The following is a 25,744-nucleotide window of genomic DNA, read 5'->3' as shown; positions in this document are numbered from 1 at the left end:
TAAACTGCTGACCAGCGGTCGGGCGCTCTGCGGGGAGTGCCTGTCCGGTCCGCTCTCGCCTATTGAATTTGCTGCGGGCAGTGCTGCCTACGGGGCGTATGTCCGCGGCGTGTTGCCTACGGGAGATGATCGGGTGTCGGCCGAATGTGTCGCGGAGCGGTCCGACGACGACGCACAACCTGACGATGCACAACCTGACGACGCACAACCTGAGGACGCACAACCTGAGGACGCACAACCTTCAGGGCACGTGCGTCGCGGGACGTTGCTCGGTCGCGAACGTGAACAACGTGAAATAGGCGCTGTCATCGACTCCGTAATCGCAGGCCACTCGGGAGTCGTGCTGGTGCGCGGCGAACCGGGCGTCGGCAAGACGGCACTGGTGACTGCCGCGGCGGACGGTGCAGGCCGGGCCGGGGCCGCGGTGTTGCTCGGGCGCGCGGTCGCCTTTGAACAGTCCCTCCCCAACGCGCTTCTGCAGGTGCTTCTGCTGCATCTCGGCGATGGGTCGACAACTGTTGCATCGCAGCATGTCTCGACGCTGCGCCTCGCGCTCGGACTGGAGGCTGGGGAAATGCCAACGCCACCAGCGCTGGCGGATGCTGTTGTCTCCCTTGTTGCCGAGATGTCTACTCGCGCACCGGTCGTCATCGTCGTCGATGATCTCCAACACGCGGACCAGAGCTCGAAGGACGTGCTCGACGCACTCGTGATGGCGCGGCTGCCACGTGTGGCGGTGGTGGCAACCGCTCCGGCGCACACGCAGTGCGGGCTCGGCTCGTGCACGGTCATCGACGTCGTGCCACTCGTCGACGACGCCGCGTCGAAACTCCTCTCTCTGGCCCACCCGAACATGGCACTCGAGGTCCAGCGCCGCATATTGGCACTTGCCGAAGGCAATCCACTCGCGCTGCGCGCGGTGCCCGCCGAGCTGCGGCACGACCACCTCGACGGCTCGGCGGCGTTGCCGCCGGTACTTCCAATGTCAACTGTGCTGCGAGACAGACTCTTTCCCAACATGCCGGAGCTTCCCGGTGTGACGCGGCGCCTGCTCTTGATGCACGCGTTGGCCCCCGACATTCCGGTCAACGATCTTCTCGCGGCCCTCGGCAGTCGCACATACTCGGACGTCGTCACTCCCGCGCTGGACGCGGGGGTCGTCGAAGTGAGCGTCTTCGACGGCGAGGCCACCCCCGCGGAGCCGCAACGAATCCGCTTCACCCGAGCGCTCTTCGGCTCGGCGCTGATGAGCACGGCAACCGATGACGAGCGCTCGGCGACGTATCGATCGTTGGCTCGGGTTACGTACATCTCAGCCGGGATCGAATCCGACTTGTCCGAATCCGACTTGTCCACGGGAAGAACCAGATTCGACGACGCGCTGGCAGCTCGGCTCGAAGTGGCCGCGGAGGCCGACCTGTGCACCGGCGAGTGGCGTTCGGGGCTGGACCGACTTCAGCGAGCCGTTGAGCTGACCGGTGACCGCGGTGAGCGTCACCGGCGACTGGCTCGCGCAACGCAGGTTGCCGCGCGCGTCGATCGTGAAGTGGCGGCACAGATGTTCGTCGGAATGCAGACAGGGCAGCGGCATTTCGAGAATTCGATCACCGACGCACTCGCCGCGTCGGCTGTCATCGTCATCGACGACGACGGCGATGTCGACACGGCGTATCGAATGCTGATGGATGCGTTCGAACGCACTGCGCCGCACGACTCCGACGATCCGGTGGTTCTCGAGGCCGTCGAGGCGCTGCGCGAGTTGTGTTGGCTCGGTGGGCGGGCGGAGTTGTGGGACGGTTATCGGCGGGTCGTCGACGAGGTGGCGCCCGAGGCGTCGTCTGCGCTCGGACTTGTGGCGGCACTCTGGAGGGGGCCGTCGACGCTGTCAGCCGTGCAGCGGACCACTCTGGACGCGCTGATCGCCGGATTGTCGGTCGATCAATCTCCGTTGTGGATCGGCGAGGTCGCCGAGATGGCTGCGACATTCGACCGGATCGACGAATGTCGTGCGGTACTCGATGAGCTGATCGACGGCATCGACACCTGCCGCGACGTGACGAGCAGGCCGTCGATCGCGGCGGTGTGGGCGATGCTGCTGCTGGCGCAGGACGCGTTCCACCGTGGTAATTGGTCCACCACAACCGAATTGGCACGACAGGCCAAGGCGGTCTGCGGCGTCGACGGCCACGATCACCTCGGCTGGCTCGCCGACTACCTGCTCGGTATGGTGGCCGCGGTTCGTGGCGAGGTCGACCTGGTGGAGCAACTCGCGGCGCGCATGCGTGCCTGGGCGATCCCGCGTCGTGCATTCGTGCTCATCCGGTTCGCCGAACACCTGTGGACGTTGGTCGCCGGTGGGCGAGGGGACGTCGGTTCGGTGTACATACATGCAACGGCGGTCAGTCCGGTCGGTCGGCTCGGACCCTACGTGTCGATGTCGGGAATGATTGCGCTCGATCTCGTCCGATCGGCGACTCGCACCGGTCGTGACGACGACGCGCGGGCGCATGTCGCCGCCATCGAAGAAGCTCAGATCGGTCGAATCTCTTCGCGGCTGGACCTGATTGCGCTGGCGTGCCGGGCCATGATCAGCGGCGACGATTCGGGCCGACTGTTCGAGGAGGCGCTGGCGCTACCCGGAGCCGACCAGTGGGTCTTCGAGTACGCGCGTATCCAGTACACCTACGGGATGGAACTGCGACGTAACCAGGAACTCGTCGCTGCCAGGAGGCAACTGCGAGCAGCATTGTCGACGTTCGTCGAACTCGGTGCGACGCCGTGGGCCGCGCGTGCCGAGGCGGAACTCGACGCCACGGCACCGACACGCAACGTGGCGGCCGCAGACTCGGAGCTGACCGCCTACGAGCGGCGCATCGCTGAGATGGCCGCGGCCGGACTCACGAACAAGACTGTCGCAGAACGACTCGACATCTCTCATCGGACCGTCGGCAATCATCTGTATCGGATCTACGCGAAGCTGGGAGTGACATCGCGGGTCGAACTGCGAGACGTGCTCGCAGTATCGAAGCCGAGGACCGGCAGCCCCGCCGGCCGACTGGTCAGGTGAAGAGGGCGCAATCACGCAGTGCCGTACGGGATCTGACTCCGACGGTGCGGTATACGTGCGAAAGATGGCTTCCGACCGTGCTCGGTGCAATGCCCATCCGAGCTGCGATGGCACGGTTCGACATTACGGATACGGCCATCTCGGCGATACGATTTGCCGTGGCGGAAATCTGTGGGGATCTACGTGGCGGTGTGAAGGTGGTGACCGACTCGCCGAGCAACCGTAGTTCATCGGCGGTTCGTGCAGACCAGTGGTCGGCGCCGAGCACGGTGAACGTCGAGAGAGCTTGGTAGAGTTCCTCTCTCGCGGCGCGACCGAGGCCGTTCATGCGCAACCGACGCCCGAAGTGTAAGCGCACTCGCGCGACGTCGAACGGCCATCGGTCGGCGCCGGGCGTTGCGATCGCAGAGCGATATGCCTCGACATCGTCGGTGACGATCGCGTACGAACCCGCACGCAGGAAAGCGAGCCGGAGATCGGGCCCTGGACCGACTGCGGTCAACGCCTGCGCCACCGACTCTGTTGCCGAACGTGATTCGCATTCGGAGGCGGCCTCGGCGAGGTCGATGATGGCGCGGTCGCCGCGAGTGATGACGTCGGCGGGCCCATCTTTGGAGGCGCGGAAGATGCGTAGCGCGCTCCGCGGATTACCTGCGCCGAGAGCTGTGACCGCCTGGAGGTGGCCATGGTGTCGCGTGACGCCGACCCCCTTGGATATCCACTCGGGTACTGCGAGGGATGCGGTCGATGTCGAGAGCAGCTCCCCGCGATACGCCGACAACAGTTTTCGTGCACTGACGAGATAAGCCTGTGCGTAGAGTTGCAGTCCCGACTCGCGGCACAGGGCAATCCCGCCGTCGAGAATCCGCTGTGCCTCGTCCCAGCGTCCCGCACCGAGATAGTGCGAGCCGAGCATCCATGCGGCACACACCGACGAGGTGACCGACGAGCGAGGGTCGCTCCACACGCGATGCAACGCTGCCCGCCACCAGTAGCTGCTGCTGCGCGAGGTTGCGACAAAAGCGCTGCGCACTACATCTGCGCTGTCGGCTGAGTGTTGCAGGGTGTCGATCAGTCGGTCGAGCCGAGTATCGAGGTGCGCATGCGATGCGCGGTCGGGCGAAAGTGTCTGCGCCGCAATCAGTGCCCATTCCGGCGCTGTCGCCGCGTGCTGGGCGACCAGGGCGGTGAATTCTGACCAGTGCTCCGGCCGGTCGTCGAGATGGCACAGCTGGTAGTGCGACCAGAGTGCGTCGTCGAGGATGCGGTCGCCCGGAATCGACGGCTGTGCGCGAATCGCCCGCGCGAAGGTTCGCTGTGCCTCGCGGATCGACTCCGGCGCCTTCGCCGACAGGTACGAGCGCGCAACGACGGCTTCGAGCGAATGCGTCGCTGTGGCGTCGGTGCTCAATGCGTCATCGAGAAGTGCGCTGGCGGTTGGGATATCGGCGCTCACAGCAGAGACCAGAGCCGACGCCGCCGCTAGTCGTCGAGCCTTGGCGGGCGGGTCTGTCGTGCGGGCGGCGCTGAGTCTGAAATTGTCGGCGGCAGTGTGGGAGTCGCCGTGCCGAAGTGCCTGCGCCGCAGAACGTTGCAGAAGATCTGCGACGTCGTCGTAGTCCAGTCCGACTGTTGCGGAATCGCTCTCGGGAAGTGCTGACTCGGTCGACGCGATGGCGAGATAGCCTGCGCGGACCAGTTCGCGGGGGCGGCCGTCTCCGCGAAGCGTGATGCGACGACGATCAGCGGAATCAAGGCTCGGAAAGTGTAGGCGCAGAAAGTGATCGGACGACGACACGTCGAGCGGATGGACCGCGAGCGCGACGTCGACCGCATGACTGGGTAGACCTGCGACACCCGGCACGCAGGTGGTGACGAGCTTGACCCGGCTGCCGGCCAGGCGTCGGCACAGGAACGAGAGTGTCTGTGCGGCAGAGTCGTCGAGCTGGTCGGCGTCGTCGAGTCCGATGAGTAGCGAGTGAGATCGAGGCCGACGCGCAAGGCTGAGCAGCGTCTGTCGCAGATCGGTGGCATCATCGTCCGCGTCTGTGTCCGAGTGAGGCTCTGATGTGTCGGATTCGCGGAGGTGGGCGGCCAGTTCGGTCAGGACTGACTCGGAGCCGGCGCGGGTGTTCAGCCGCGCGAGTCGGTACCCGGCGTCCGACGCCATACGTTCGGCCGCGGCCAGCAGTGCTGTGCGCCCGGTGCCCGGTGCGCCGACCAGCGCAATCGAATGGTCAGTCGGCGACGAGACGAATGAGCTCAGTGATGCAAGAAGCCGGTCGCGCGCCGTCAGGGTGTGTGACACCACCGCCCGGTGACCTCCCCTGTGAGCTAAGTTACTTGCAAGTACAAGCAACAATGTAGCTCACCCCGGGGGCGCCCAGATGTCCGGGTTGCCGGAAGCAGGAGTCGGCACGTCCGGCCTTGCACGGTGGCAGAACACAGCGACGCCCACGACCGTGGTGGTCATGGGCGCCGCGTTGTTCGTGGAGCTGCTACTTCGAGGCGGAGCCGCTCGTCGACGACGCGTTCGACGCGTTGCTGCTCGAAGCCGACGACGGTGACGACGTGGCGTCGGAGTCGGCCGAGGCGGTGGCGTCGGAACTCGCGGCTCCTCCGGCTTCGGCAGAACCGGCGTCGGCAGAACCAGTGCCCGCAGATCCCTTGCCGGCAGTGTCGGTGCCGTTCGTCGTGCCGGGGTCGGCTGCGGTGGAGTCGTCGGTCGCTCCGGCCGTGTCGTTGCCGGCGGTGGCAGGTGCAGAGGCGCCGCCCGACCCCGTCACACCATCACCCGTGGCACCTGACCCCGTGACGCTCTCGCTCGGCGTGACCACACCGGCGTCGGACGAACCGGAGTCCGTGGATTCCGACGAGGTAGCGGACTCCGCGAGATCCGTTGCGGCCGTTGCGTCCTGGGCTTCGGACGCTACCGGCGTCGCAGCCCTGACAATCGGCGCGCTCGCGACTGACGACGCATCGACGGTGTACGACGTCTTCGGAGGTAGCGGAGCCAGCGCAGTCGCGATTGACGTCACGATGTGCTGCAGGGCGCCGAGCGTGCCCGGCAGGAGGATGTTGAGCTGACCGTCCTCGTCGAAGCTGCTGTCGAGCGCGGGGTGCAGCAGACCACCATTGATGACGGGGAAGTCACCGAGACCGATGATGTTGCCGACGCTCGGGCCATAGCCGCCATTGATGAGGCCGTCGAGCATGACACCCGGCGCTTGCATCAGCGCGGTCGCGACCTGGCCGATATCACCGGCTTCAACGCCGTCGACCACGGTCTGGACAGCATGCCCGACCGCCCCGAGGCCACCGGCCAGCGGACTGATGATGCCCATTCCGGCGAAGAGTACGACGTCCGGCACCTGATAGACCAGGCGCTTACCCGCAGCGAACGGCTCCGACAGCGCAGCGCTGATCCGATCGTTCGGGATCGCTCCGGCGAGCGCCAGACCGGCGTCGAGCGGCACGTCGAGGATCTTCATCAGTGCGGGCATCACTGATCCGGTGGACGGATTGATTGCCGCGTAGATCGGCGCGACGGCGACCAGCAGGATGTTGTTCATCGCCGACTCGATGTCGCCCGCCTTCAGGGCGGCGGTGACCGCGGCGAGCAACTGCGGAACATCGTTGCGCAGTGCGTCGGCAACGTCGTTGACCGCGCCCGAGAGTCCTGGGCCGACGCCGGCGGCGGCCTCGGACGCCTGCTTCCACAGCGCGGCGAAATCAGGGCTGGTGCCCGCCTTCCACTCGCCGTTTGCAGCGCCGTCGGCGACGCCCTTGACGAGATTGAGCTGGTTCTCCAACACCTGGCTCAGTATCGGCAGCGCTTTGTCGGGCGAATTGGCTTGCAGCGTTTTGATATTCGCGAGCGCCCGCTCGATCGCGTCCGCGTAGATCTGCGTCGGGTCGGCATCGGCGGCCAGGGTGGTCAACGCATGTGCGCCGACGGTTGCGGTGTCCGCGACGAGTTGCGTCGTCGAGGCTGCCCCCTCGGTTGCGGCCACCGTCGCGGCCTGACTCATCGCCGGGACGGCTGCGATCACTGCGGCGCTCGCGATGGACATTCCGGTGAGGGCCAACGCGCCCACCCCCGGGCGAACGACAGCGTTCTTCATGGTCACTCCTTGTCAGTGGCGGCACCAGAACCTCGTCCGCCCCCGAGCGACCCGATTGCGGCGCGCACCACCACCCGACGCGCCGTCGTCGAGGGTGCCTCGTTCGCACAGCAAAATGACGGGATACGCGCAAGCCGGTAGCCGCGTGACTCAGCTTGTGACGCGGAACACGACGCACAAATGCGCTCGACGCCCGCGGAGTAAGTATCCGCGGGCGCCGAGGCGTCGTGAGTGGTGTGTCGGATCAGAGCGTTAGCTTTCGCTCGACGCTGAGCTCCCTGCAGAGGCGGATTCGGACTTCGACGTTGCGGAGTCTGCAGACTCCGTGGTGTCTGCCGCGTCGGCATCAGTATCAGCGTCGGCAGCCGAGCCGGTTCCCTTCGAACCCGCAGAGCTCGAACCCGTGCTGCTCGAACCCGCGCTGCTCGACGTCGAGTCGGTAGCGGACTCCGAAACGTCTGCCGTGCCGGATGATTCGACGCTGCCCGACTTATCGCCGGAAGACTGCGCGGGTGCCTCTGTGGAATCGGCAACCGTTGCCGTCGGCGCAGCCGCATCCGAAGCAGCCGCATCGGAAGCGGTCGCAGCCGCGTCGGAAGCAGTCACGGTCGAGTCGGTCTGAGCCGCGACCAGCGTGGCCATGTCGGCGCTCACGGTCTTCTTCGGGGGCTTCGGCGTGATGGCCTTGCGAATGTCCTCCTGAACGCGCTGGAGCACCCATCCCGTACCCGGAAGGACGATGGCGGGAGTGCCGTCGGCGTCCGTGCCGGAGAGCTGCAGCACGCCTCCGAGCAAACCGCCGCTGACAACGCGCACTCCGTTGAAGCCCACCAGTCCGCCGACGCTCGGTCCGTAGCCGCCGTGCAGGAAGCCGTCGAGCGTGATGGCAGGCGCCTGGACGAGTGCTGTCAGTGCGCCTTCGAGATCGTTGGTGCCCAGGGCGTCGATCACGTTCTGCACGCCGCGACCGAAGCCGCCGATCCCGCCTGCGACCGGGCTGATGATCCCCATCCCGATGTAGGCGAAGTCGGAGCCGATCACGTTGTTCACCTTGATGGCGTTGCTGATCGGTGTCGAGATGGCGGCGGCGATGTCGGCGTTCGGGATCGCACCCGCGGCGATGAGGCCGGCGTTCAGCGGAACGTTGAGCAGCTTGACGAGCGTCGGGACCACTCCGCCGCCTGCCTTGGTCGGCTTGATCACGGAATACACCGGCGTGACCACGGCGAGCAGCAGGTTGTTCATCGCGCCTTCGATGTCGCCGGACGAGAGCGACGTCGAGACGGCTTCGAGCAGCTTGGGGAGCTGATCAGAGAGTGCCGCGGTGACGTTGGCTTCGATGCCCGCGGAGTCCAAGCCGTCGAGTGCGGCCTGGATCTGGGTCCAGATCGGCGAGAAGTCGGCGGCCTTGCCCTCTTTCCACTCACCGGCGACGGCCCCGTTGATGATGCCGTTGACCAGCGCGGTCTGGTTCGCCAGCAGCTGGTTGAGGATCGGGTACTCGGTCTTCGACGCCGTCTTCTTCAGCTTCTCGATGGCAGCCTGTGCCTTGGTGAGCACCTGCTGGTAGATCGCCAGCGGGTCGGTATCGGTAGCGGAAGGTGTTCCGGCAGAGGGTGTTGCTGCAGAAGGTGTTCCGGCAAGTGGCGTCGCCAGCGCTGCGGCGGCCGCAACAGCGGCGTCCTGCGTCACGGCCGTTGGCATCGCTGCGGCATACGTGGCTGCCTGGCTCATCGACGGGACGGCCCCGATCACCGCGGCACTCGCCACGGAGAACCCGGCGAGGGCCATCATGCTCGCCCGTGGGCGAACGGCAGCGTTCATCATTGTCACTCCTAGAAACCGGTGGCGAGCAGTCGTGAGTAGTCGGGGTCGCCAGGTGGACCCCGCAGGTGGACGCCGTCGCCACTCGCCGGCGCTCACCGCCGATGACTGTGCATGCCGGATCGACAAAAGGGACGAATCGTCGCAACGCCGTGGACAAATGACTCAGCTTGCGAGGTGGGTCATATCCCGCAGCAGGTGTGTGATAGATCGCAGCACGCTCAGGGCTCCCGCTTTGTCGAGCGGTTCATTACCGTTGCCGCATTTCGGTGACTGCACGCACGACGGACATCCCAGCTCGCACCCGCATTCGGAGATGGCGTCCGCGGTCGCCGCGATCCACGTCGCGAACTGCGCGTACCCACGCTCGGCGAAACCCGCGCCGCCGAGATAGCCGTCGTAGACGAAGACGGTCGGAAGTCCGGTGTCGGGGTGCAGGTTGGTCGAGAGCCCTCCGATGTCCCATCGGTCGCACGTCGCGACGAGGGGCAGCATGCCTATCGCCGCATGCTCCGCGGCGTGCAGGGCACCCGGCAGGCGCGTGGCGTCGATACCCACGTCGGACAGCGACTCCGGCGTCAGCGTGTACATGACCGCGCGCGTGTGCAGGGTCTGACGCGGCATGTCGAGTTCGACGGCGTCGAGAACCTCGCCAGACGGAAGCGACCGCAGATATCCGACGACCTGATGGCTGACGTCGACTTCGACGAACGCCACCGACAGCGGTCCGTAGGTGTTCGACGAAACGACGGACGTCACCGACACGTCCGTGGTCTCACGCGCCGACGTCGTCCAGTCCGGCTCCTCGGGATGAGCCAGCGCGAGTCCCTCGTCGAGGTCGAGTTCGTCGACGATATAGCTCTCGCCCTGGTGAATGTGTAGCGCTCCGGGATGCACCGTGGCGGGTGCGCGACCGGCGTCGACGGTCCCGAGCAGCTCCGACGTCGTCGCATCGACGATGAGGACCTGCCCGCCGATTCCACCGCGAATGTCTATGTCGCCGTGGGGTTCTACGCCCGCGGCCGGATACCAGCCCGCCTTGCGCTTGCGGAGTAGACCGTCGGCGGCGAGTTGCTGCACGGCGTCGCGCGCGCCCCAGCGCTCGATCTCGTTGTCCCCCAACGGGTACTCGGTGGCTGCACACAGCAGGTGCGGCGCGAGGATGTACGGGTTGGTCGGATCGATCACGGGCGCCTCGACCGGCGTGGCGAGTAGCGCGTCGGGATGGTGGACCAGATACGTGTCGAGCGGGTCGTCACGCGCGATCAGGACGACGAGCGCATCGCCTGATTCACGTTGGCGCCCAGCACGTCCCGCCTGCTGCCAGAACGAGGCGATGGTTCCCGGGTAGCCCGCAATGATCACCGCGTCGAGTCCGGTGATGTCGACGCCGAGTTCGAGTGCGTTGGTGGTCGTCACCCCGACGAGCCTGCCGTCGGAGATCGCGGCTTCGAGTCGACGACGATCATCGGCGAGATACCCTGCGCGATAGGCGGCCACCTTGTCGACGAGGTCAGGAGTGCTGTGCGACAACAGATCACGAGCCCGCAGTGCTGCGATCTCGACGCCCCGTCTGCTGCGTCCGAAACACAGTGTGCGAGCGCCCTCGACGACGAAGTCGGCAAGCAGGCGGGATGCCTCTGCATCTGCGGATCGTCGTACCGGAGCATTGTTCTCGCCGGTCACGCCCGGCACGAAATCGGGTTCCCACAATGCGACTGTCCGCTCACCTCGCGGCGATCCGTCGTGTGTGACCCCGACCGCGGGTTCGCCGATGAGTCGTTCGAGTGCGGCGGCGGGATCGGCGACGGTCGCACTGGCCGCGATGACCGTCGGCTCCGAACCGCACGCACGTGCCAGACGCAACAGTCGACGCAGCACCATCGCGGTGTTGGACCCGAACACCCCACGGTAGTGGTGACATTCGTCGACGACGATGTATCGCAGGTGCGCGAAGAACTGTCGCCATTGGCCGCGCGACGGGCCGCCGGTGTGTGTGCCAGGCGTGGCGACGCCGGTGAGTATCCCCAGGTGCAGCATGTCGGGATTGGTGAAGATCCACCGTGAATGTGCGCGAGCCCACTGTCGGATCTCGGAATCGGTGTCGCCGTCGTACGCGCACGGTTGGAGGTGAGAAAAGTCGCGGCGTCCGGAGATGATCGACGTGAGTGCCTTGAGTTGATCGGCGCCGAGGGCTTTAGTCGGGCTGAGATACAGTGCGGTCGAGTGTGGTTCGGCGAGAAGCGTCGTCAGAATTGGCATTTGGTACGACAACGATTTGCCAGATGCAGTTCCGGTGGCAATCGATACATGTCGGCCTGCGAATGCGTGGTCGGCTGCCTCGGTCTGATGAATCCACGGTCGTTCGATTCCGCTATCGACGAGAGCGGAGCGGACCTCACTCGAAATCCATTCCGGCCAGGGCGCGAAAGTTGCTGAGCGGGAATCGATTACCGAGAGATGGGTTACCGGACTGGAGTCCGGATCTGTTCCGGCCAGTGAGCGACGAAGAAGTTCGGTGCCGAACGTGGAGTGGTGCATAGACGAAATGTCGTGGTGATCGGGCGATCTCGGTTCGCGAGGCCCCAATCGGTGCGAGTGCGTGATTATGTCCTAGAGCCAGCCGGTTTTCATTGCATACGATGTTACCTTTCGGTCTCGAACGTCGAAAAATCGGGTGCTTTTGGCTCAGAGTGATTGCGACGACTATCCAAGTCGCCTCGAACATGATTGACTGAGTTCGGCCGCAGCTCCCGGGCGGCCATCGCTGATTGCGGTGATCGCGCGGGATCGGGTTGCAGCCGTGGTACTGAAGTTGTCAGGCCGAATGGTGTTCGTCCACGAACTCTTCCATCGGCGTTCTCCGAGGTATGGCGGTACGACCGGCCGCGACACGTGACCAGCGTGTCGGGACAGTTTGAATGTATGTAAAGGATTGCAGGAATGGCACAGGGGACTGTGAAGTGGTTCAACGCGGAGAAGGGCTTCGGCTTTATTGCTCCCGATGAGGGCAATGACGACGTGTTCGTCCACTACTCGGAGATCCAGGGCAACGGCTTCCGTACCCTCGAGGAGAACCAGCGCGTGGAGTTCGAGGTCGGACAGGGCACCAAGGGTCCGCAGGCGACGGGCGTCCGCGCCGTCTGAGACTTCGGCTCAACAGACGAGCTTGATCGATGCAACGCTCCCGTCCTCTTTCGAGGGCGGGAGCGTTCGTCTGTCAGCGCCCGTCTGCCACGTGACCGGCCACCTCGTAGCCGCGGCGTTCGACGTCCCTCTGTTCGACGCCCCAGTAGGCAAGGCACCAGTATTGTCTGGTGCGTGGGCCAATTGGCGTTCTTCTCCGCCGAACTCGACGAGCCGTCGCTCGACGACCTCGGTGGTCTTCTCGCAGCGCACGGACAGTCGTCGCGCATCGCAGGTAGCGGGTCGGGCGCGGGTGGTACGCGCGTATCGATCGTGCTGTCGGCGCCATGGCGCGCGTCAGCCGTGGTGGAGGAGATGAAGGCCTGCGGTGTCGACACCGAGCTCGCCGAGTCCGACGAGGGCAATCCGCTCGCACGCACCGCGCTCACTCCGCTCCTCGACACTCTGCATGCAGCCTGGTCGCGCGGCGCGGTCAAGGCAGTTCCCGCAGGCTGGGTACCCGGCCCGCGTGCGCTGCGACTCTGGACGATCGCCGCGGGCTCGACCGATGCCGGGCACTACCAGCTCGGACTCGATCCACATGCGCCGGATACGCATGCGCAACTCGCGACTGCGCTGATGCGGACCGGGATTGCACCTACCCTTGTTGGCACGCGAATCCATTCGCCCGCTCTACGGATCTCGGGTCGTCGTCGACTCGCTCGTCTCTGCGAGTACGTCGGCGAGGCACCTCTTATCGCGGGGGCGCAGGCGGACTGGCCGGACGTCGGGGACTGACGAACGACACACATCGTTTCGCGCTCGGCATATTCAGCGTTGACCTGGCGTTATGGTCGGCAGCGTCGTCGAATCGCGTGGTGGATACCCGCCCATCGTGAATTCCGATGTGCAAATGGCGCTATACATAAGGTACAAACCTCAAACGAGACGAGACCCCACCCGCCGGCCAACCGGCACGCGGCGGGCGGGTCCAAACCGAAGGACACCCGTTGGCCGAGACCAGCACCACCGCACCCGCAAAAGGAGAAGCGATCCGACGACTGGTGATCGTCGAGTCGCCGACCAAGGCGCGCAAGATCGCGGGGTATCTGGGGGGCAACTACGTCGTGGAGTCCTCGCGCGGTCACATTCGTGACCTGCCACGGGGTGCCGCCGACGTTCCGGCGAAGTACAAGGGCCAGCCCTGGGCGCGGCTCGGTGTCAACGTCGACGACAACTTCGAGCCGCTGTACGTGGTCTCGGCAGACAAGAAGTCGACGGTCTCCGAACTGAAGTCGTTAATGAAGGATGTCGACGAGCTCTATCTCGCGACGGACGGCGACCGCGAGGGTGAGGCGATCGCCTGGCATCTGCTCGAGACGCTCAAGCCGAAGATCCCGGTCAAGCGCATGGTGTTCCACGAGATCACCGAGCCTGCGATCCGCGCCGCGGCCGAGAACCCGCGCGACCTCGACATCGACCTCGTCGACGCGCAGGAGACCCGACGCATCCTCGACCGCCTCTACGGGTACGAGGTCTCACCCGTGCTGTGGAAGAAGGTCATGCCGAAGTTGTCGGCGGGCCGTGTGCAGTCGGTGGCAACGCGCATCATCGTCGAACGTGAACGCGAGCGCATGGCGTTCGTGTCGGCCGAGTACTGGGACGTCGACGCCACGCTCGACGCCGGTGAGTCGACGACCCCACGCACCTTCTCGTCGCGGCTCGTGTCGGTCGACGACGCGCGGGTCGCTGCCGGTCGCGATTTCGACTCACGCGGCAACCTGAAGCGCGCCGAGGGCGTCGTCGTACTCGATCGGGAGCGGGCGACGGCCCTGGCCACAGCCCTCGACGGTGCCGACATGACGGTCACCTCGGTCGAGGAAAAGCCCTACACGCGCAAGCCGTATGCGCCGTTCATGACCTCGACGCTGCAGCAGGAGGCGGGCCGCAAGCTGCGCTTCACCTCCGATCGCACGATGCGCATTGCGCAGCGCCTGTACGAAAACGGCTACATCACCTACATGCGTACCGACTCGACGACGCTGAGCGAGTCGGCGATCAACGCCGCACGAGCACAGGCTCGCGATCTGTACGGCGCCGACTTCGTGCATGCCACGCCCCGGCAATACACCCGCAAGGTCAAGAACGCTCAGGAGGCGCACGAGGCGATCCGACCGTCGGGCGAGACGTTTCGGACTCCCGGCCAGGTTGCCGGTCAGCTCGAAGCAGACGAATTCCGGTTGTACGAGCTGATCTGGCAGCGGACCGTCGCGTCGCAGATGGCCGACGCGCGCGGCACCACGCTGAGCCTGCGTATCGCCGGCACCGCGAGCGGGCAGGGCGGCAACGGCGAGCGCTGCACGTTCGCGGCGTCGGGTCGGACCATCACGTTCCCCGGCTTCCTGTCGGCGTACGTCGAGACCGTCGACGAGCAGGCAGGCGGCCAGGCCGACAACGCCGAGACACGGCTGCCGCAGCTGACCGAGGGCCAGCACCTCACGGCCACCGACCTCGAGGCCGACGGTCACTCGACCAACCCGCCCGCGCGCTACACCGAGGCGTCGCTGGTCAAGGTGCTCGAAGAGCTGGGCATCGGCAGACCGTCGACCTATGCGTCGATCATCGGGACCATCCAGGACCGCGGTTACGTGGTGAAGAAGGGCAGCGCGCTGGTTCCGTCGTGGATCGCATTCGCTGTCGTCGGGTTGATGGAGGCGTACTTCGAGAATCTCGTCGACTACGACTTCACGGCGTCGCTCGAGGACGACCTCGACCAGATCGCCAACGGCAACGAGAACCGCACCCGCTGGCTGACCGAGTTCTACTTCGGCGACAAGGCGGCCGACGAGTCGTCGAGCGGTGATCAGGGCGAAGTGCCGGAGATCGCAGGCTCCGACATCGCCAAACACGGCGGATTGAAGAAGCTCGTCGGCGTGAATCTCGAGGAGATCGACGCCCGCGAGGTCAACTCGATCAAGCTGTTCGACGACGAGCAGGGCCGCCCGGTGTACGTCCGAGTCGGCAGGTTCGGGCCGTACCTCGAACGCAACGTGGCGACGTCACCCGACGCGGAACCGGATCTCCAGCGGGCCAACCTGCCTGCCGATATGACTCCCGACGAGCTGACGCTCGAGGTCGCGGAGAAGCTGTTCTCGACGCCGCAGGAGGGACGCTCGCTCGGCGTTGACCCGGTCAGCGGACACGAGATCGTCGCGAAGGAAGGACGATTCGGACCGTACGTCACCGAGATCCTGCCGTCCGACGACGACGAGGACGGTTCGGGTGGCGGCGCTGCGCCGTCCACAATTCCCGCAGGTCCTACTCCTCGTGATGGTGGCGAGGGCGGTGTGGTGCCGCTCGACGACGTGCCCGCGGGCGGTGGCACGGCCACCAAGACGGTCGCGAAGAAGACTGCCAAGAAGGCCGCGAAGAAGGCGGGACCCAAGCCGCGGACGGGTTCGCTGTTCAAGTCGATGGACATCTCGACGGTCACACTCGACGACGCGCTCAAACTGCTCTCACTGCCGCGGGTCGTCGGCGCCGACCCGGAATCCGGCGACGAGATCACCGCGCAGAACGGCCGCTACGGACCGTATCTGAAGAAGGGCACGGACTCGCGGTCGCTGGCCAACGAAGACCAGATCTTCGGGATCACGCTCGACGAGGCGCTCAAGATCTACTCCGAGCCCAAGCGTCGGGGACGGCAGGCCGCAGCACCCCCGCTGCGCGATCTCGAGAAGAACGACGAGGTCAGCGACAAGCCGATGGTGATCAAGGACGGCCGCTTCGGCCCGTACGTCACCGACGGCGAGACCAACGCCAGCCTGCGCAAGGGCGACGACGTCGCGACCATCACTCCTGAGCGGGCGATGGAACTCCTCGCCGACCGCCGCGCCCGCGGCCCGGCGAAGAAGGCCACGAAGAAGAAGGCCACCGCGAAGAAGACGCCCGCGAAGAAGACCGCAACCAAGACGGCCGCGAAGAAGACCGCGGCCAAGAAGACCACGGCTGCGAAGAAGACGACCGCGAAGAAGACCGCCGCGAAGAAGAGCGCCCCGCCGGCCGAGGAGTGATCTCGACAAGCTCGATCAGCGGGTGGGCGCTCGATCAGCGGTGCACCCCGCTGGGTGATCTCGACAAGCTCGATCAGCGGGTACACCCGCTGGTTGAGCAGGCCGCGAGCGTAGCGAGCTGCCGTGTCGAAACCACCGCCCCTAGCGCCGGTACGGCGACAGGTGCGGGCGGGCGAGCAGCGTCTCGATGCCGCGGCCGCGCAGCTCGACGCCCTCGCCGATGTCCCAGTTCTTCGCCTCTTCGCTCGAGGCGAGGAACACCGCGCGGGCCGAGCCGAGCACGCGGGTCGGTTCGTCCTTGGCCAGTTCGGTGAGGCGCGCGGCCTCGTTGACCGGGTCGCCGATCACCGTGTACTCCAGCCGCTGCTCCGAGCCGATGTGGCCAGCGATGGCCTTGCCTGCGGAGACGCCGATGCCGATGTCGGTGTCGCCGAGTGTCTCGTACAACTCCTGGCGCATCTCCCGCGCCGCGGCGAGTGCCTGACCGGCGAAGTCGTCGAGGTTCAGCGGTGCGCCGAAGATCGCGAGCGCGGCGTCGCCCTGGAATTTGTTCACGAATCCGCCGTGACGTCCGACGACGGCCACCACGACTCGGAAGAACTCGTTCAGCAGGTCGACGACCTCTCGCGGTGGCCGATTCACGGCCAGCCGCGTCGAGCCGACGATGTCGACGAACAACACCCCGACGTAGCGTTCCTCGCCGCCGAGTTCTGTCCCGGTCTCGATGGCCTTGCGCGCGACATCCTCGCCGACGTACCTGCCGAACAGGTTGCGTAGCTGCTGCCGCTCGCGCAGGTCGGCGACCATGTCGTTGAAGCCTGCCTGCAGAAGCCCGAGGTCGGAGCCGTCGTAGATCTTGACGGCAGTGGTCAGGTCGCCTTCGCTCACTCGTGTCTGTGCAGCGCGGAGTTGTTTGATGGGGTCGTTGATGGCGCGTACGACGCGCACGATGGCCAGCAGACTGAACGCCAGCGACGCCAGGCACATCCACAGAATGGGGCGCAGCAGCCCGGTGGCGTCGGTCGCGATGAAGTGAATGCGTTGCAGCAAGATGAGGCCGACGATCACGACCATCGGCGCGACAACGCTGATGACCCAGAAGACGGCGATGCGTGTGGTCACGCCCGGCGCGATCGCGTCGTCGGGGTTGTTGGCCATCGCTGCGACGGTGATGGGGCGCAGCACCTTTTCGGACTGCAGGAAGCTGAGCACACAGGTCACGAGGGCGCCGATCGCGCTGGCGACGGCAACGATGAACGCATCCTTGTGTGAGACGGTCAGGTTGACCGCGGTGAACAGCACACCGCCGATGAGCCACAGACCCAGGTTGACCAGCGACAACGTCACCGGTAGACGCAGCGCCCGCTTGCGGGCCATGTCGTTGTCGAGTCGCGTTCGACGTCGGTGCCACACGAGTACCGGCAACGACAGCTTGATACTCAGCGCGCCGCCCACGATCATCGCCAGGAGGAGATAGGCAAGGAAAATGCCCTGATTGAGTGCGGTGATGTCGTTGAACTGGAACGAATCCTGCGACGGCATACCGAAGCGAAGAAACGCGAAGGTGAACAGCGCGCCAACGAGATTTGCGCGCAACAGGTCGAGGGCGAGGATCGGCCACGGCGTGCGCGCTAGCCATTTGGCCAGGTGCAAGCCGTAAGACAGCCTGGATCGACGTTCAACCACGACCTTTACGGTATCTGGCTGCTTGCAATTGTTAAACGTTCATCCACAAGCCGGGGTGTCCGAACTGCGGATTACGCTGGTGATGTGACAAATGTCTTCGACCGGCTCACCGGGCAGCGGGCTGTGGCGCAGGAGCTGACCGACGCCGCAACGGCGGCCAGGGTCCTCGCCACGCGCCTCGACGCAGGCCCGTCCACCCCCACTGCTGACTTCGACGCCGCAGAGCTCGACGCATCGGTCCTGGACGCTGCCGACTTCGACGACCCAGACTTCGACGAGCCAGACTTCGACGACCCGACCTTCGACGGCCCCACTCCGTCGTCCGTCGTCGTGCCGCGGGCGTCGATGACGCATGCCTGGCTGTTCACCGGTCCGCCCGGGAGTGGTCGATCGGTCGCAGCGACGTGCTTTGCGGCCGCGCTGCAGTGCCAACATCCCGACGTCGTCGGATGCGGTGAGTGTCGCGCATGCGTGACGGTCATGGCCCAGACGCATGCCGACGTCCGGCACATCGTGCCGCAAGGGCTGAGTCTTTCCGTCGACTCGATGCGCGAGATCGTGCAGGCCGCCGCGCGTCGGCCGGGTACCGGTCGCTGGCAGATCGTCGTCGTCGAAGATGCCGACCGGCTGACGGAGCAGGCGGCCAACGCGCTGCTGAAGGTCGTCGAGGAGCCGCCGTCGCGCACGGTCTTTCTGCTGTGCGCGCCGTCCGTCGACCCGGAGGACATCTCCGTCACACTTCGTTCGCGATGCAGGCATGTCCCGCTGGCAACGCCGACCGTCGCCGACATCGAACGCGTCCTCATCGACCGCGACGGACTCGACGCCGAGGCCGCGCGGTGGGCCGCGTCGGTCTGCGGCGGCCACATCGGACGTGCCCGACGCCTCGCCACCGACCCCGAGGCTCGCGAGCAACGCGACAAAGCATTGGCACTCGCGCGCGCGGCCACCCGCGATTCGACGGCCTACGCGGCCGCAGAGGAATTGGTGAAGTCGGCCGACGCTGCCGCGAAGGCGATCAGTGCCGAACGAGACGAAGCCGAAACCGAGGAGATGAAGACCGCCCTTGGCGCTGGTGGCACGGGCAAGGGGACCGCCCGACCGCCCCGCGGAACCGCGGGCGCACTCAAAGAGCTTGAGAAGCGCCAGAAGTCGCGCGCCACCCGCGTCGGACGCGACACCCTCGACCGTGCGCTCGTCGACCTCGCGGCTCTCTACCGCGACGCCCTCGTCGTCTCGATGGGTGCACAGGTCACTGCGATGCACCCGGACAAGGCTGCCGACATCGCTGTTCCGATGGCCGCGTATGCCTCTCCGGAGCAATTGCTCCGCTGTGTCGAAGCCGTGCTGGAATGTCGTGAAGTCCTTGACCAGAACGTGAAGCCGAAGTTCGCTGTCGACGCGATGGTTGCCACCATCGGACAGGTCATGCGCCCGAGCTGATCTCCGGGGTAGCCACTTGTCGCGCTCGGCGCCCGGAGTAACCGCCGGGTAATCACGGTGAAACACAACGCTTCTAGCGTGGCAACTCATGACATCTGCACAGGGGGCGACGTCACGCGCGTCAGAGCGGCCGCCGGGGACCGGCATCGACATCTCCGGATTGACCAAGACCTTCACCAGCCGATCGGTGCGTGGGACCAACACGGTCACCGCGCTGTCCGACGTGTCGTTGAAGACCTCGGAGGGTTCGTTCCTGTCGTTGCTCGGTCCGTCCGGATGCGGCAAGTCGACGGTGCTGCGCATCCTCGCGGGACTCGAGGAACCGACGTCGGGTACCGCGTTGATGAACGGCCAGTCGCCGACAGAACTGCAGCGAGATCACTCGCTGGGCATCGCCTTTCAGGATTCTGCCCTGTTGCCGTGGCGGACCGTCGAATCCAACATCAGGTTGCCGCTCCAGGTCGGACGCATGCCCTCCGACGACGCATTGGTGTCGGATCTGATCGAACTCGTCGGCCTCACCGGATTCGAGAAAGCCAAGCCGGCAATGCTGTCCGGCGGTATGCGACAACGTGTTTCCATCGCGCGGGCGCTCGTCGTGCGTCCTACCGCGTTGCTGCTCGATGAGCCGTTCGGCGCACTCGACGACATGACGCGTCAGCGCCTCAACATCGAACTGCTCCGTATCTGGACCGAGAAGCCCGCCACCACACTCATGGTGACCCATGGGATCGCCGAGGCGGTCTTTCTCTCCGACGTCGTCGCTGTGATGAGTCCGCGCCCCGGTCGCGTCGTGGAAGTGGTGCCCGTCGACCTTCCCCGGCCGCGCGTTCCCGAGATGATGCGCACGCCGGAATTCCATGCGCTGCATGACCATTTGTCCGGCTTGCTGTTCGGCGGCACGGCATCGGACGGTCCCGTGAAGTCCCAACCCGCCGCATCCGAGCCCGACAGGGATGTCCCCGACACCGCGGACGCCGACGCGATCTCCGAGGCCACGAGTGGCTAGCGCCGTGGTGGAACGGACGTCGTCGGCGCGCACGGTCGCAGGCGCCGACCGGTGGGCCGCGGGACTCATCGGCATCGTCGCCGTGCTGGTGCTCTGGTCGATGGCCGGAGCGTTGGAATGGTTTCACGGGACGATTCCCACTCCCTGGGCCGTCGTGCAGACTATCGCCGACACCGGGTGGAGCTACTACGCCGAAAACTTCTCGTCCACAATCGGATTGGCGCTCCGCGGCTTCTTCTGGGGCAATCTGCTCGCGATCCTGCTTGCCTTGCTGGTGATCGTGATCCCCCCGATCGAGGGCTTGGCGACTCAACTCGCGATCATCTCCTACTGCACACCTATCATCGCCGTCGCGCCGATCATCCAGGTGGCCTTCGCGCAGGTGCAGACGATGATCATCTTCCTCGCGGCCATCTCGGTGTTCTTCACGACCATGATCGGAACGCTCAGCGGGTTGCGGTCTCCGAACAAAGCAAGCCTCGACCTGATCCGCGTGTACGGCGGTGGCCGTTGGTCGCAGTTGCGGCGCGTGCGGATCGAGGCTGCACTTCCGAACACGTTGGCCGCGATCAAGATAGCTGCACCGGCCGCGGTTCTCGGGGCCGTCCTCGGAGAGTTCCTCGCGATGCCGGACAAGGGCGCCGGCCCGGCGATGATCGTCGCGCAGCAGCGCGGCGACATCCCGCAGGTGTGGGCGATCGCGCTGATCTGTGGTGCCGTCGCGGGCGTCGGCTACGCGATCGTCGCCATCGTCGCCCGGTTCGCAACGCGTTGGGCCGCGGGCAAGGAGGTGTTCGGATGAGCGCTCCCACAACCGATTCGACGACCGACGTGGTGGTCGCCGGTACACCGACACCATCGAACGGACAGCCAGAAAGCGTTGCTACAGGTCCGAACATCGGAGCGCTGCTCTGGCAGATCACCAAGTTCCTCGGATCACTCGTCACCTCCTTTGTGTTGATCCTGGTGATCTGGTGGCTGTTCCTGCTCGCCTTCCCCGACATCGGACCCATCATCGGACGCACCCCTGTGCAGGTGTTCCAATACCTGTTCACCGAGCCCGGCGCTGCCGACGCGAGGTCGGAGATCTTCGATAATCTCGCCATCACCCTGACCGACGCCGCGATCGGCTTCGTCGTGGGAATGACCGCGGCGCTGCTCGTGGCGGCGCTGTTCGTCGTATCACGCCCTGCCGCACAGACATTCATGCCGATAGCGATGCTGCTGCGCTCGGTGCCGTTGGTCGCGATGACACCGCTGATCACCCTTGTCGTCGGGCGGGGAATCGGGGTGGTCGCCGTGATGGGTGGAATCGTGGTGTTCTTTCCCGCGCTCGTCATGATCATGACCGGCCTGGCGAACGCGCCCACACAGATCAACGACGTGATCGCCGTGTACGGCGGTAATCGATGGACTGCGTTACGACGCTCCGCAATTCCCTCGGCGGTGCCCTCGTTGTTCAGTGCCGCCAAGATCTCGGTTCCCGGTGCGCTCGTCGGCGCGACCGTCGCCGAATGGCTCGGCACCAACAAGGGACTCGGTGCAACGTTGCAGCAGGCGCTGCCCGCGGCGGCATACAACGAGCTGTGGGCGTCGGTACTCGTCATCACCGTTGCGTCGATCATCCTCTACGCGATCGTCGGCGTCGTCGAATCAATTGTCCTGGCCCAGATGGGTATGCAGCAGAACTGAGGCTGCTGATCGTGGCCAGCCCGGTCGGGTGATCCTCGCCCGATCCACCTGAAAGGAAGAACACCCAATGAGTAATTCCGTGCGTAGCGGCGGCGGACTCGATCGTCGCGCATTTCTTCGGTACTCGCTCCTTGCGGGCGGTGCCGCGGGTGCACTGGGCGTGTCCGGGGCGCTCGCGGCCTGTAGCAGTGGCAGCAGTTCGTCCGGCGGGGCGTCGTCGGACAATCCCAAGGTGCAGCTCTCATGGCAGAAGAACATCGAGTTCGCCGGGGAATACTGGGCTTTGGAGAAGGGCTACTACAAGGCGGGCGGTCTCGGCACGCCCGAGCTGATCACCGGCGGCGGCGCCGGTACGGGTGTGGAGACCGGCCTGACGTCGAACAAGGTGTGGATCGGTACCACCGCACCGCAGCTCACCGCGCCGGTGATCCTGCAGGGCGCCAAACTGATGACCGTCGCGGCCACCTACCAGAAGAATCCGTTCTGCATCGTGTCGTCGGCCGAGAAGCCGATCAAGACACCACAGGACATGGCGGGCAAGAAGATCGGCGTGCAGGCATCCAACGAGAATGTGTTCAAGGCTCTGCTCACCGCCAACGGGATGAAAGAGTCCGACGTCCAGAAGATCTCGGTGCAATACGACCCGACGCCGCTCACCAAGGGCGAGGTCGACGGTTGGGTCGCCTACGTGACCAACGAGCCGATCACGTTGGCCGAGAGCGGTTTTGCCAACACCAACTTCCTCTTCGCCGACTTCGGACTCCCGCTGGTCGCCGAGACACTCGTGGTGAAGCAGGAGACCATCGACAACGAGCGCGACAAACTCAAGGCGTTCCTCAAGGCCGAGGTGCAGGGCTGGAACGACGCCGTCGCCGATCCCGCGGGTTCGGCGAAGCTCGCCGTCGAGAAGTACGGCAAGGATCTCAAGCTCAACCTCGATGAGCAGACCAAGGAAGCGACGGCCCAGAACACGCTCGTCGTGTCCGAGGACACGAAGAAGAACGGTCTGCTGACCATGACCGACGCCCTGATCGCACAGAACATCGAGGCACTCGGCAAGGCTGGCTACACCCTCAAGCCGGAGCAGATCTTCGACATGTCGCTGATCAACGAGGTCTACAAGGAGAACCCGGATCTGATCAAGGCCTGATCTCCTTCACGACGCACCTGGGGGCGGCGAGCGCGTGATGCGTTCGCCGCCCCTGACATATGTCACCGCATTCGATGACGAATGGCATGGGTGCTGCCGATCACCCGGCGAGATGATCGCTGTATGTCCACTCTCACCGACACATCCTCACGGCGCGTCGCTGTCCCCAGTTGGCTACGGAATCCGGCGCTCGGTCTCTTCTTCCTCGCCCCGCTCGTCGCCGAGTTCTTCCTCGGCGACTTCCCCCTGACCATGATCTTCGCGATCATCCCGTTGGCGTTGTGGTACGGCGGAAGCGCAGTACTCATCCGAGAGGTCGTACGGCGTCGCGGGTTGGGTTGGCCGTCAATTCTCCTGCTGGGCAGTGCTTTTGCTGTCGTCGAGGAGGGACTGTTGACAATGTCGCTGTTCAATCCCGACTACGCCGGTGCGCATCTCCTCGACAAGGGGTACATCCCGGCATTGGGTATCGGGACCACGTGGACGGTGTACGTCCTTTGCCTGCACGTCGGATGGAGTATTGCGACACCCATCGCGTTGGCCGAAGCGGCTGCGGGACAACGAGGGAACATTCCTTGGCTCGGCCGGCGTGGGCTGATCGTGACCGGGGTCTGCGTCGTGCTCGGCGCGGTGTTCACCTTCGTTACCACCTATCCGCTGTTCGGTCACTTCCTTGCGTCTCCGGATCAGCTGCTCGCGTGTTTCGTCATCGCGGCGTCGTGTGTCGTCGTCGCGCTCTGTCGTCCGGTGTGGACCAGCCGTGGTCGGACTCGACGTGGATCGGCGCCGTCGCCGTGGTGGGTGTTTGCGGTGATCTTTCTGTGCGCGGGTGCTTTTCAGCTCGATTCGGCGATCGACACCACATGGATTGCCGATATGACGGTGGTGGTGGCGATCGCCGTGGCACTGGCGTCGTTGGGGTGGTGGTCACGCTCCGACGGATGGTCGCAACGTCACGTGCTGGCCGCGGCGTCGGCCATGCTCCTCACCTACACGTGGCACGCCTTCTTCTCTACCGGGGTGGTGCCGTCGACTCCCATGGTCTTGCTTGTGAGCCATATCGTGTATGCCGTTGCGGCGGTGGCGATCCTGCTGATCTGCTGGCGTCGAGTGGGCGGTGGGGAAGGTCAGGATCGCGCAGCGGTGAGCTCCGCCGACAGTGCTCGACGCAGCTTGGCGATCCGTCCGGGGGCGTCGACGGCCACCGCTCCGAGCAGCCGGTCGCCGTCGGAGTAGAGCACGACGCCGTCGGCGTCGACGGTTTCGGTGACCGTTCCCGACGGGTCGACCTCGGTGGCGCCGACGATCTGAATGCGGTGACCGTGCCACGACGACCAGGCGAACGGTACCCCTGCATATGTCTGTTGCGCGCCAACCGCATTCGCGCCTGCGACGAATCCCTGCGCGGTGGCAGAGGTCCAGTGCCCGCCGGCAGCGCCGTCGACCGATGCGACATCGCCCGCCGCCCACACCGCCGGCGCGCTGGTTGCCATCGTCGAATCGCAGATCACCGCACCCGACGTGGGATCGAGTTCGACGCTGCTCGCCGCGAGCCAGTCGGTGGCAGGCGTCGACCCGATGCCGACGACGACCGCGTCGATCGGGACGTCACGCCCGCACGATGTGCGTATGGAGTCGATCGTGTTGTCGCGCGACGAGATACCTGCCAGACCGGAGTCGGACAGAAGTGTCACGCCGGCGTCCTCATGCAGTGTTGCGAGCATGCGTCCGGCGAGCGGGCCGACGCTGCGGGCGAGCGGGAACGACGACGTTCCGATCAGGGTGACGTCGATACCTCGCGCGGCAGCGGCCGATGCGATCTCCGAACCGATGAAGCCGGTACCGAATACGGCCAGACGTGCTGTGTCGCGGAGTTTTTCGCGGATTGTGACCGCGTCGTCGAAGTGACGGAGCGTGTGGACGTTGTCGAATCCGTCGAGTCTGCCGATCGTGCGGGCACGATGCCCGGTGGCGAGTACGAGCGCGTGGTAGGCGATCGGGCCCGCGTCGGTGAGCAGTCTCCGGCGCGTGACGTCGATTCCCGTTGCCGTGGTGGACATTCGCAGGTCGATGTCGAGTGCTTCCCAACTCTCTGCCCGTCGCAGGGTGGGCAGTTCGGGTTGCTTGTCGGCGTCGAGCAATGCTTTGGACAGCGGCGGGCGGTCGTAGGGGAGATGCGGCTCGTCGCCGATCATGACGATGGCGCCGCTCCACCCTTCGGCGCGGGCGCCCTCGGCGGCGCGTACCCCCGACAAGGACGCACCGACGATGACGAGCGGAAGAGTGTCAGATGACATGAGTGGTGCGGACACGGCGCACCTCAGTCGAGCATCCGCAGGGCGGATACCGGGCAGGAGTCGACGGCTGCGCGCACGTAGGTCTTGTCGCTGTCGGGGACGTCGGAGGTCGCTACCTCGACGATGCCGTCGTCGCCGATCTGGAAGTACTCGTTGGCCTGTGTTTCGCACATGCCGATGCCCTCGCAGGTGGGGCGGTCGACCTGGATGTGACTCATCATTCTCTCCTTCGATAGCGGGCTGGTGAACGACC

Annotated in this window: 17 protein-coding genes; 10 read left to right on the top strand and 7 right to left on the bottom strand. The window is 65.6% G+C overall.

The window, feature by feature from the left end; all coding sequences use genetic code 11:
• Positions 1-133 precede the first annotated feature (133 nt).
• Positions 134-3,067 carry a helix-turn-helix transcriptional regulator gene (locus A5785_RS18860; protein WP_231894355.1) on the top strand — a complete coding sequence of 978 codons (2,934 nt, stop codon included), beginning with the start codon at positions 134-136 and terminating at the stop codon, positions 3,065-3,067.
• Here A5785_RS18860 and A5785_RS18855 read toward each other — a convergent pair.
• The 4 genes from A5785_RS18855 to A5785_RS18840 all read right to left on the bottom strand — a co-directional run bounded on the left by A5785_RS18855 (position 3,060) and on the right by A5785_RS18840 (position 11,556).
• Positions 3,060-5,378, bottom strand: a complete 2,319-nt coding sequence (locus A5785_RS18855; RefSeq protein ID WP_064868402.1) for a helix-turn-helix transcriptional regulator — start codon at positions 5,376-5,378, stop codon at positions 3,060-3,062. The two genes, A5785_RS18860 and A5785_RS18855, sit on opposite strands and share 8 nt — an antisense overlap.
• Before the next feature lie 187 nt (positions 5,379-5,565).
• A complete protein-coding gene (locus A5785_RS18850; RefSeq protein WP_064868418.1) occupies positions 5,566-7,191 on the bottom strand; it encodes a hypothetical protein in 1,626 nt (541 codons plus the stop codon).
• Between the two features lie 252 nt (positions 7,192-7,443).
• On the bottom strand, positions 7,444-9,018 hold the full coding sequence (locus A5785_RS18845; protein ID WP_064868399.1) for a hypothetical protein: 1,575 nt from the start codon (positions 9,016-9,018) through the stop codon (positions 7,444-7,446).
• 162 nt (positions 9,019-9,180) lie between these two features.
• On the bottom strand, positions 9,181-11,556 hold the full coding sequence (locus A5785_RS18840) for a DEAD/DEAH box helicase (RefSeq protein ID WP_064868397.1): 2,376 nt from the start codon (positions 11,554-11,556) through the stop codon (positions 9,181-9,183).
• 402 nt (positions 11,557-11,958) lie between these two features.
• On the opposite strand from A5785_RS18840, the gene A5785_RS18835 reads away from it, so the two are divergent.
• The 3 genes from A5785_RS18835 (at position 11,959) to topA (ending at position 16,214) form a co-directional block, all read left to right on the top strand.
• A complete protein-coding gene (locus A5785_RS18835; RefSeq protein WP_005171662.1) occupies positions 11,959-12,162 on the top strand; it encodes a cold-shock protein in 204 nt (67 codons plus the stop codon).
• Between the two features lie 174 nt (positions 12,163-12,336).
• Positions 12,337-12,939 (top strand): hypothetical protein, encoded by a 603-nt coding sequence (locus A5785_RS18830; protein WP_064868394.1) that lies wholly within the window; start codon positions 12,337-12,339, stop codon positions 12,937-12,939.
• Positions 12,940-13,151: 212 nt separating this feature from the next.
• A complete protein-coding gene (gene topA, locus A5785_RS18825; RefSeq protein WP_064868391.1) occupies positions 13,152-16,214 on the top strand; it encodes a type I DNA topoisomerase in 3,063 nt (1,020 codons plus the stop codon).
• Between the two features lie 141 nt (positions 16,215-16,355).
• On the opposite strand, the gene A5785_RS18820 is transcribed toward topA, so the two are convergent.
• A complete protein-coding gene (locus A5785_RS18820; protein ID WP_064868388.1) occupies positions 16,356-17,900 on the bottom strand; it encodes an adenylate/guanylate cyclase domain-containing protein in 1,545 nt (514 codons plus the stop codon).
• An 84-nt stretch (positions 17,901-17,984) separates the two neighbouring features.
• Here A5785_RS18820 and A5785_RS18815 point away from each other — a divergent pair, with 84 nt between their 5' ends.
• From A5785_RS18815 to A5785_RS23120, 6 genes are all read left to right on the top strand, one after another.
• Positions 17,985-19,343 (top strand): DNA polymerase III subunit delta', encoded by a 1,359-nt coding sequence (locus A5785_RS18815; RefSeq protein ID WP_064868384.1) that lies wholly within the window; start codon positions 17,985-17,987, stop codon positions 19,341-19,343.
• 88 nt (positions 19,344-19,431) lie between these two features.
• A complete protein-coding gene (locus A5785_RS18810) occupies positions 19,432-20,352 on the top strand; it encodes an ABC transporter ATP-binding protein (RefSeq protein ID WP_064868381.1) in 921 nt (306 codons plus the stop codon).
• A complete protein-coding gene (locus A5785_RS18805; protein WP_064868378.1) occupies positions 20,345-21,154 on the top strand; it encodes an ABC transporter permease in 810 nt (269 codons plus the stop codon). Before A5785_RS18810 ends, A5785_RS18805 begins: the two co-directional genes overlap by 8 nt.
• Positions 21,151-22,044 (top strand): ABC transporter permease, encoded by an 894-nt coding sequence (locus tag A5785_RS18800; RefSeq protein ID WP_197494536.1) that lies wholly within the window; start codon positions 21,151-21,153, stop codon positions 22,042-22,044. The genes A5785_RS18805 and A5785_RS18800 overlap by 4 nt, the downstream gene beginning before the upstream one ends.
• A 67-nt stretch (positions 22,045-22,111) precedes the next feature.
• A complete protein-coding gene (locus A5785_RS18795) occupies positions 22,112-23,194 on the top strand; it encodes an ABC transporter substrate-binding protein (RefSeq protein WP_064868375.1) in 1,083 nt (360 codons plus the stop codon).
• A 123-nt stretch (positions 23,195-23,317) separates the two neighbouring features.
• Complete coding sequence (locus A5785_RS23120) at positions 23,318-24,430, top strand: hypothetical protein (protein WP_064907302.1); 1,113 nt, start codon at positions 23,318-23,320, stop codon at positions 24,428-24,430.
• Here the strand turns inward: A5785_RS23120 and A5785_RS18790 are convergent.
• A complete protein-coding gene (locus A5785_RS18790; protein WP_082938000.1) occupies positions 24,322-25,506 on the bottom strand; it encodes an NAD(P)/FAD-dependent oxidoreductase in 1,185 nt (394 codons plus the stop codon). The two genes, A5785_RS23120 and A5785_RS18790, sit on opposite strands and share 109 nt — an antisense overlap.
• Before the next feature lie 8 nt (positions 25,507-25,514).
• Complete coding sequence (locus A5785_RS18785; RefSeq protein WP_049700598.1) at positions 25,515-25,709, bottom strand: ferredoxin; 195 nt, start codon at positions 25,707-25,709, stop codon at positions 25,515-25,517.
• Positions 25,710-25,744 lie beyond the last annotated feature (35 nt).

This window comes from Gordonia sp. 852002-50395_SCH5434458, assembly GCF_001665905.1.
GTDB lineage: Bacteria > Actinomycetota > Actinomycetes > Mycobacteriales > Mycobacteriaceae > Gordonia > Gordonia jacobaea.
This window is presented reverse-complemented; position numbering and strand designations above follow the sequence as displayed.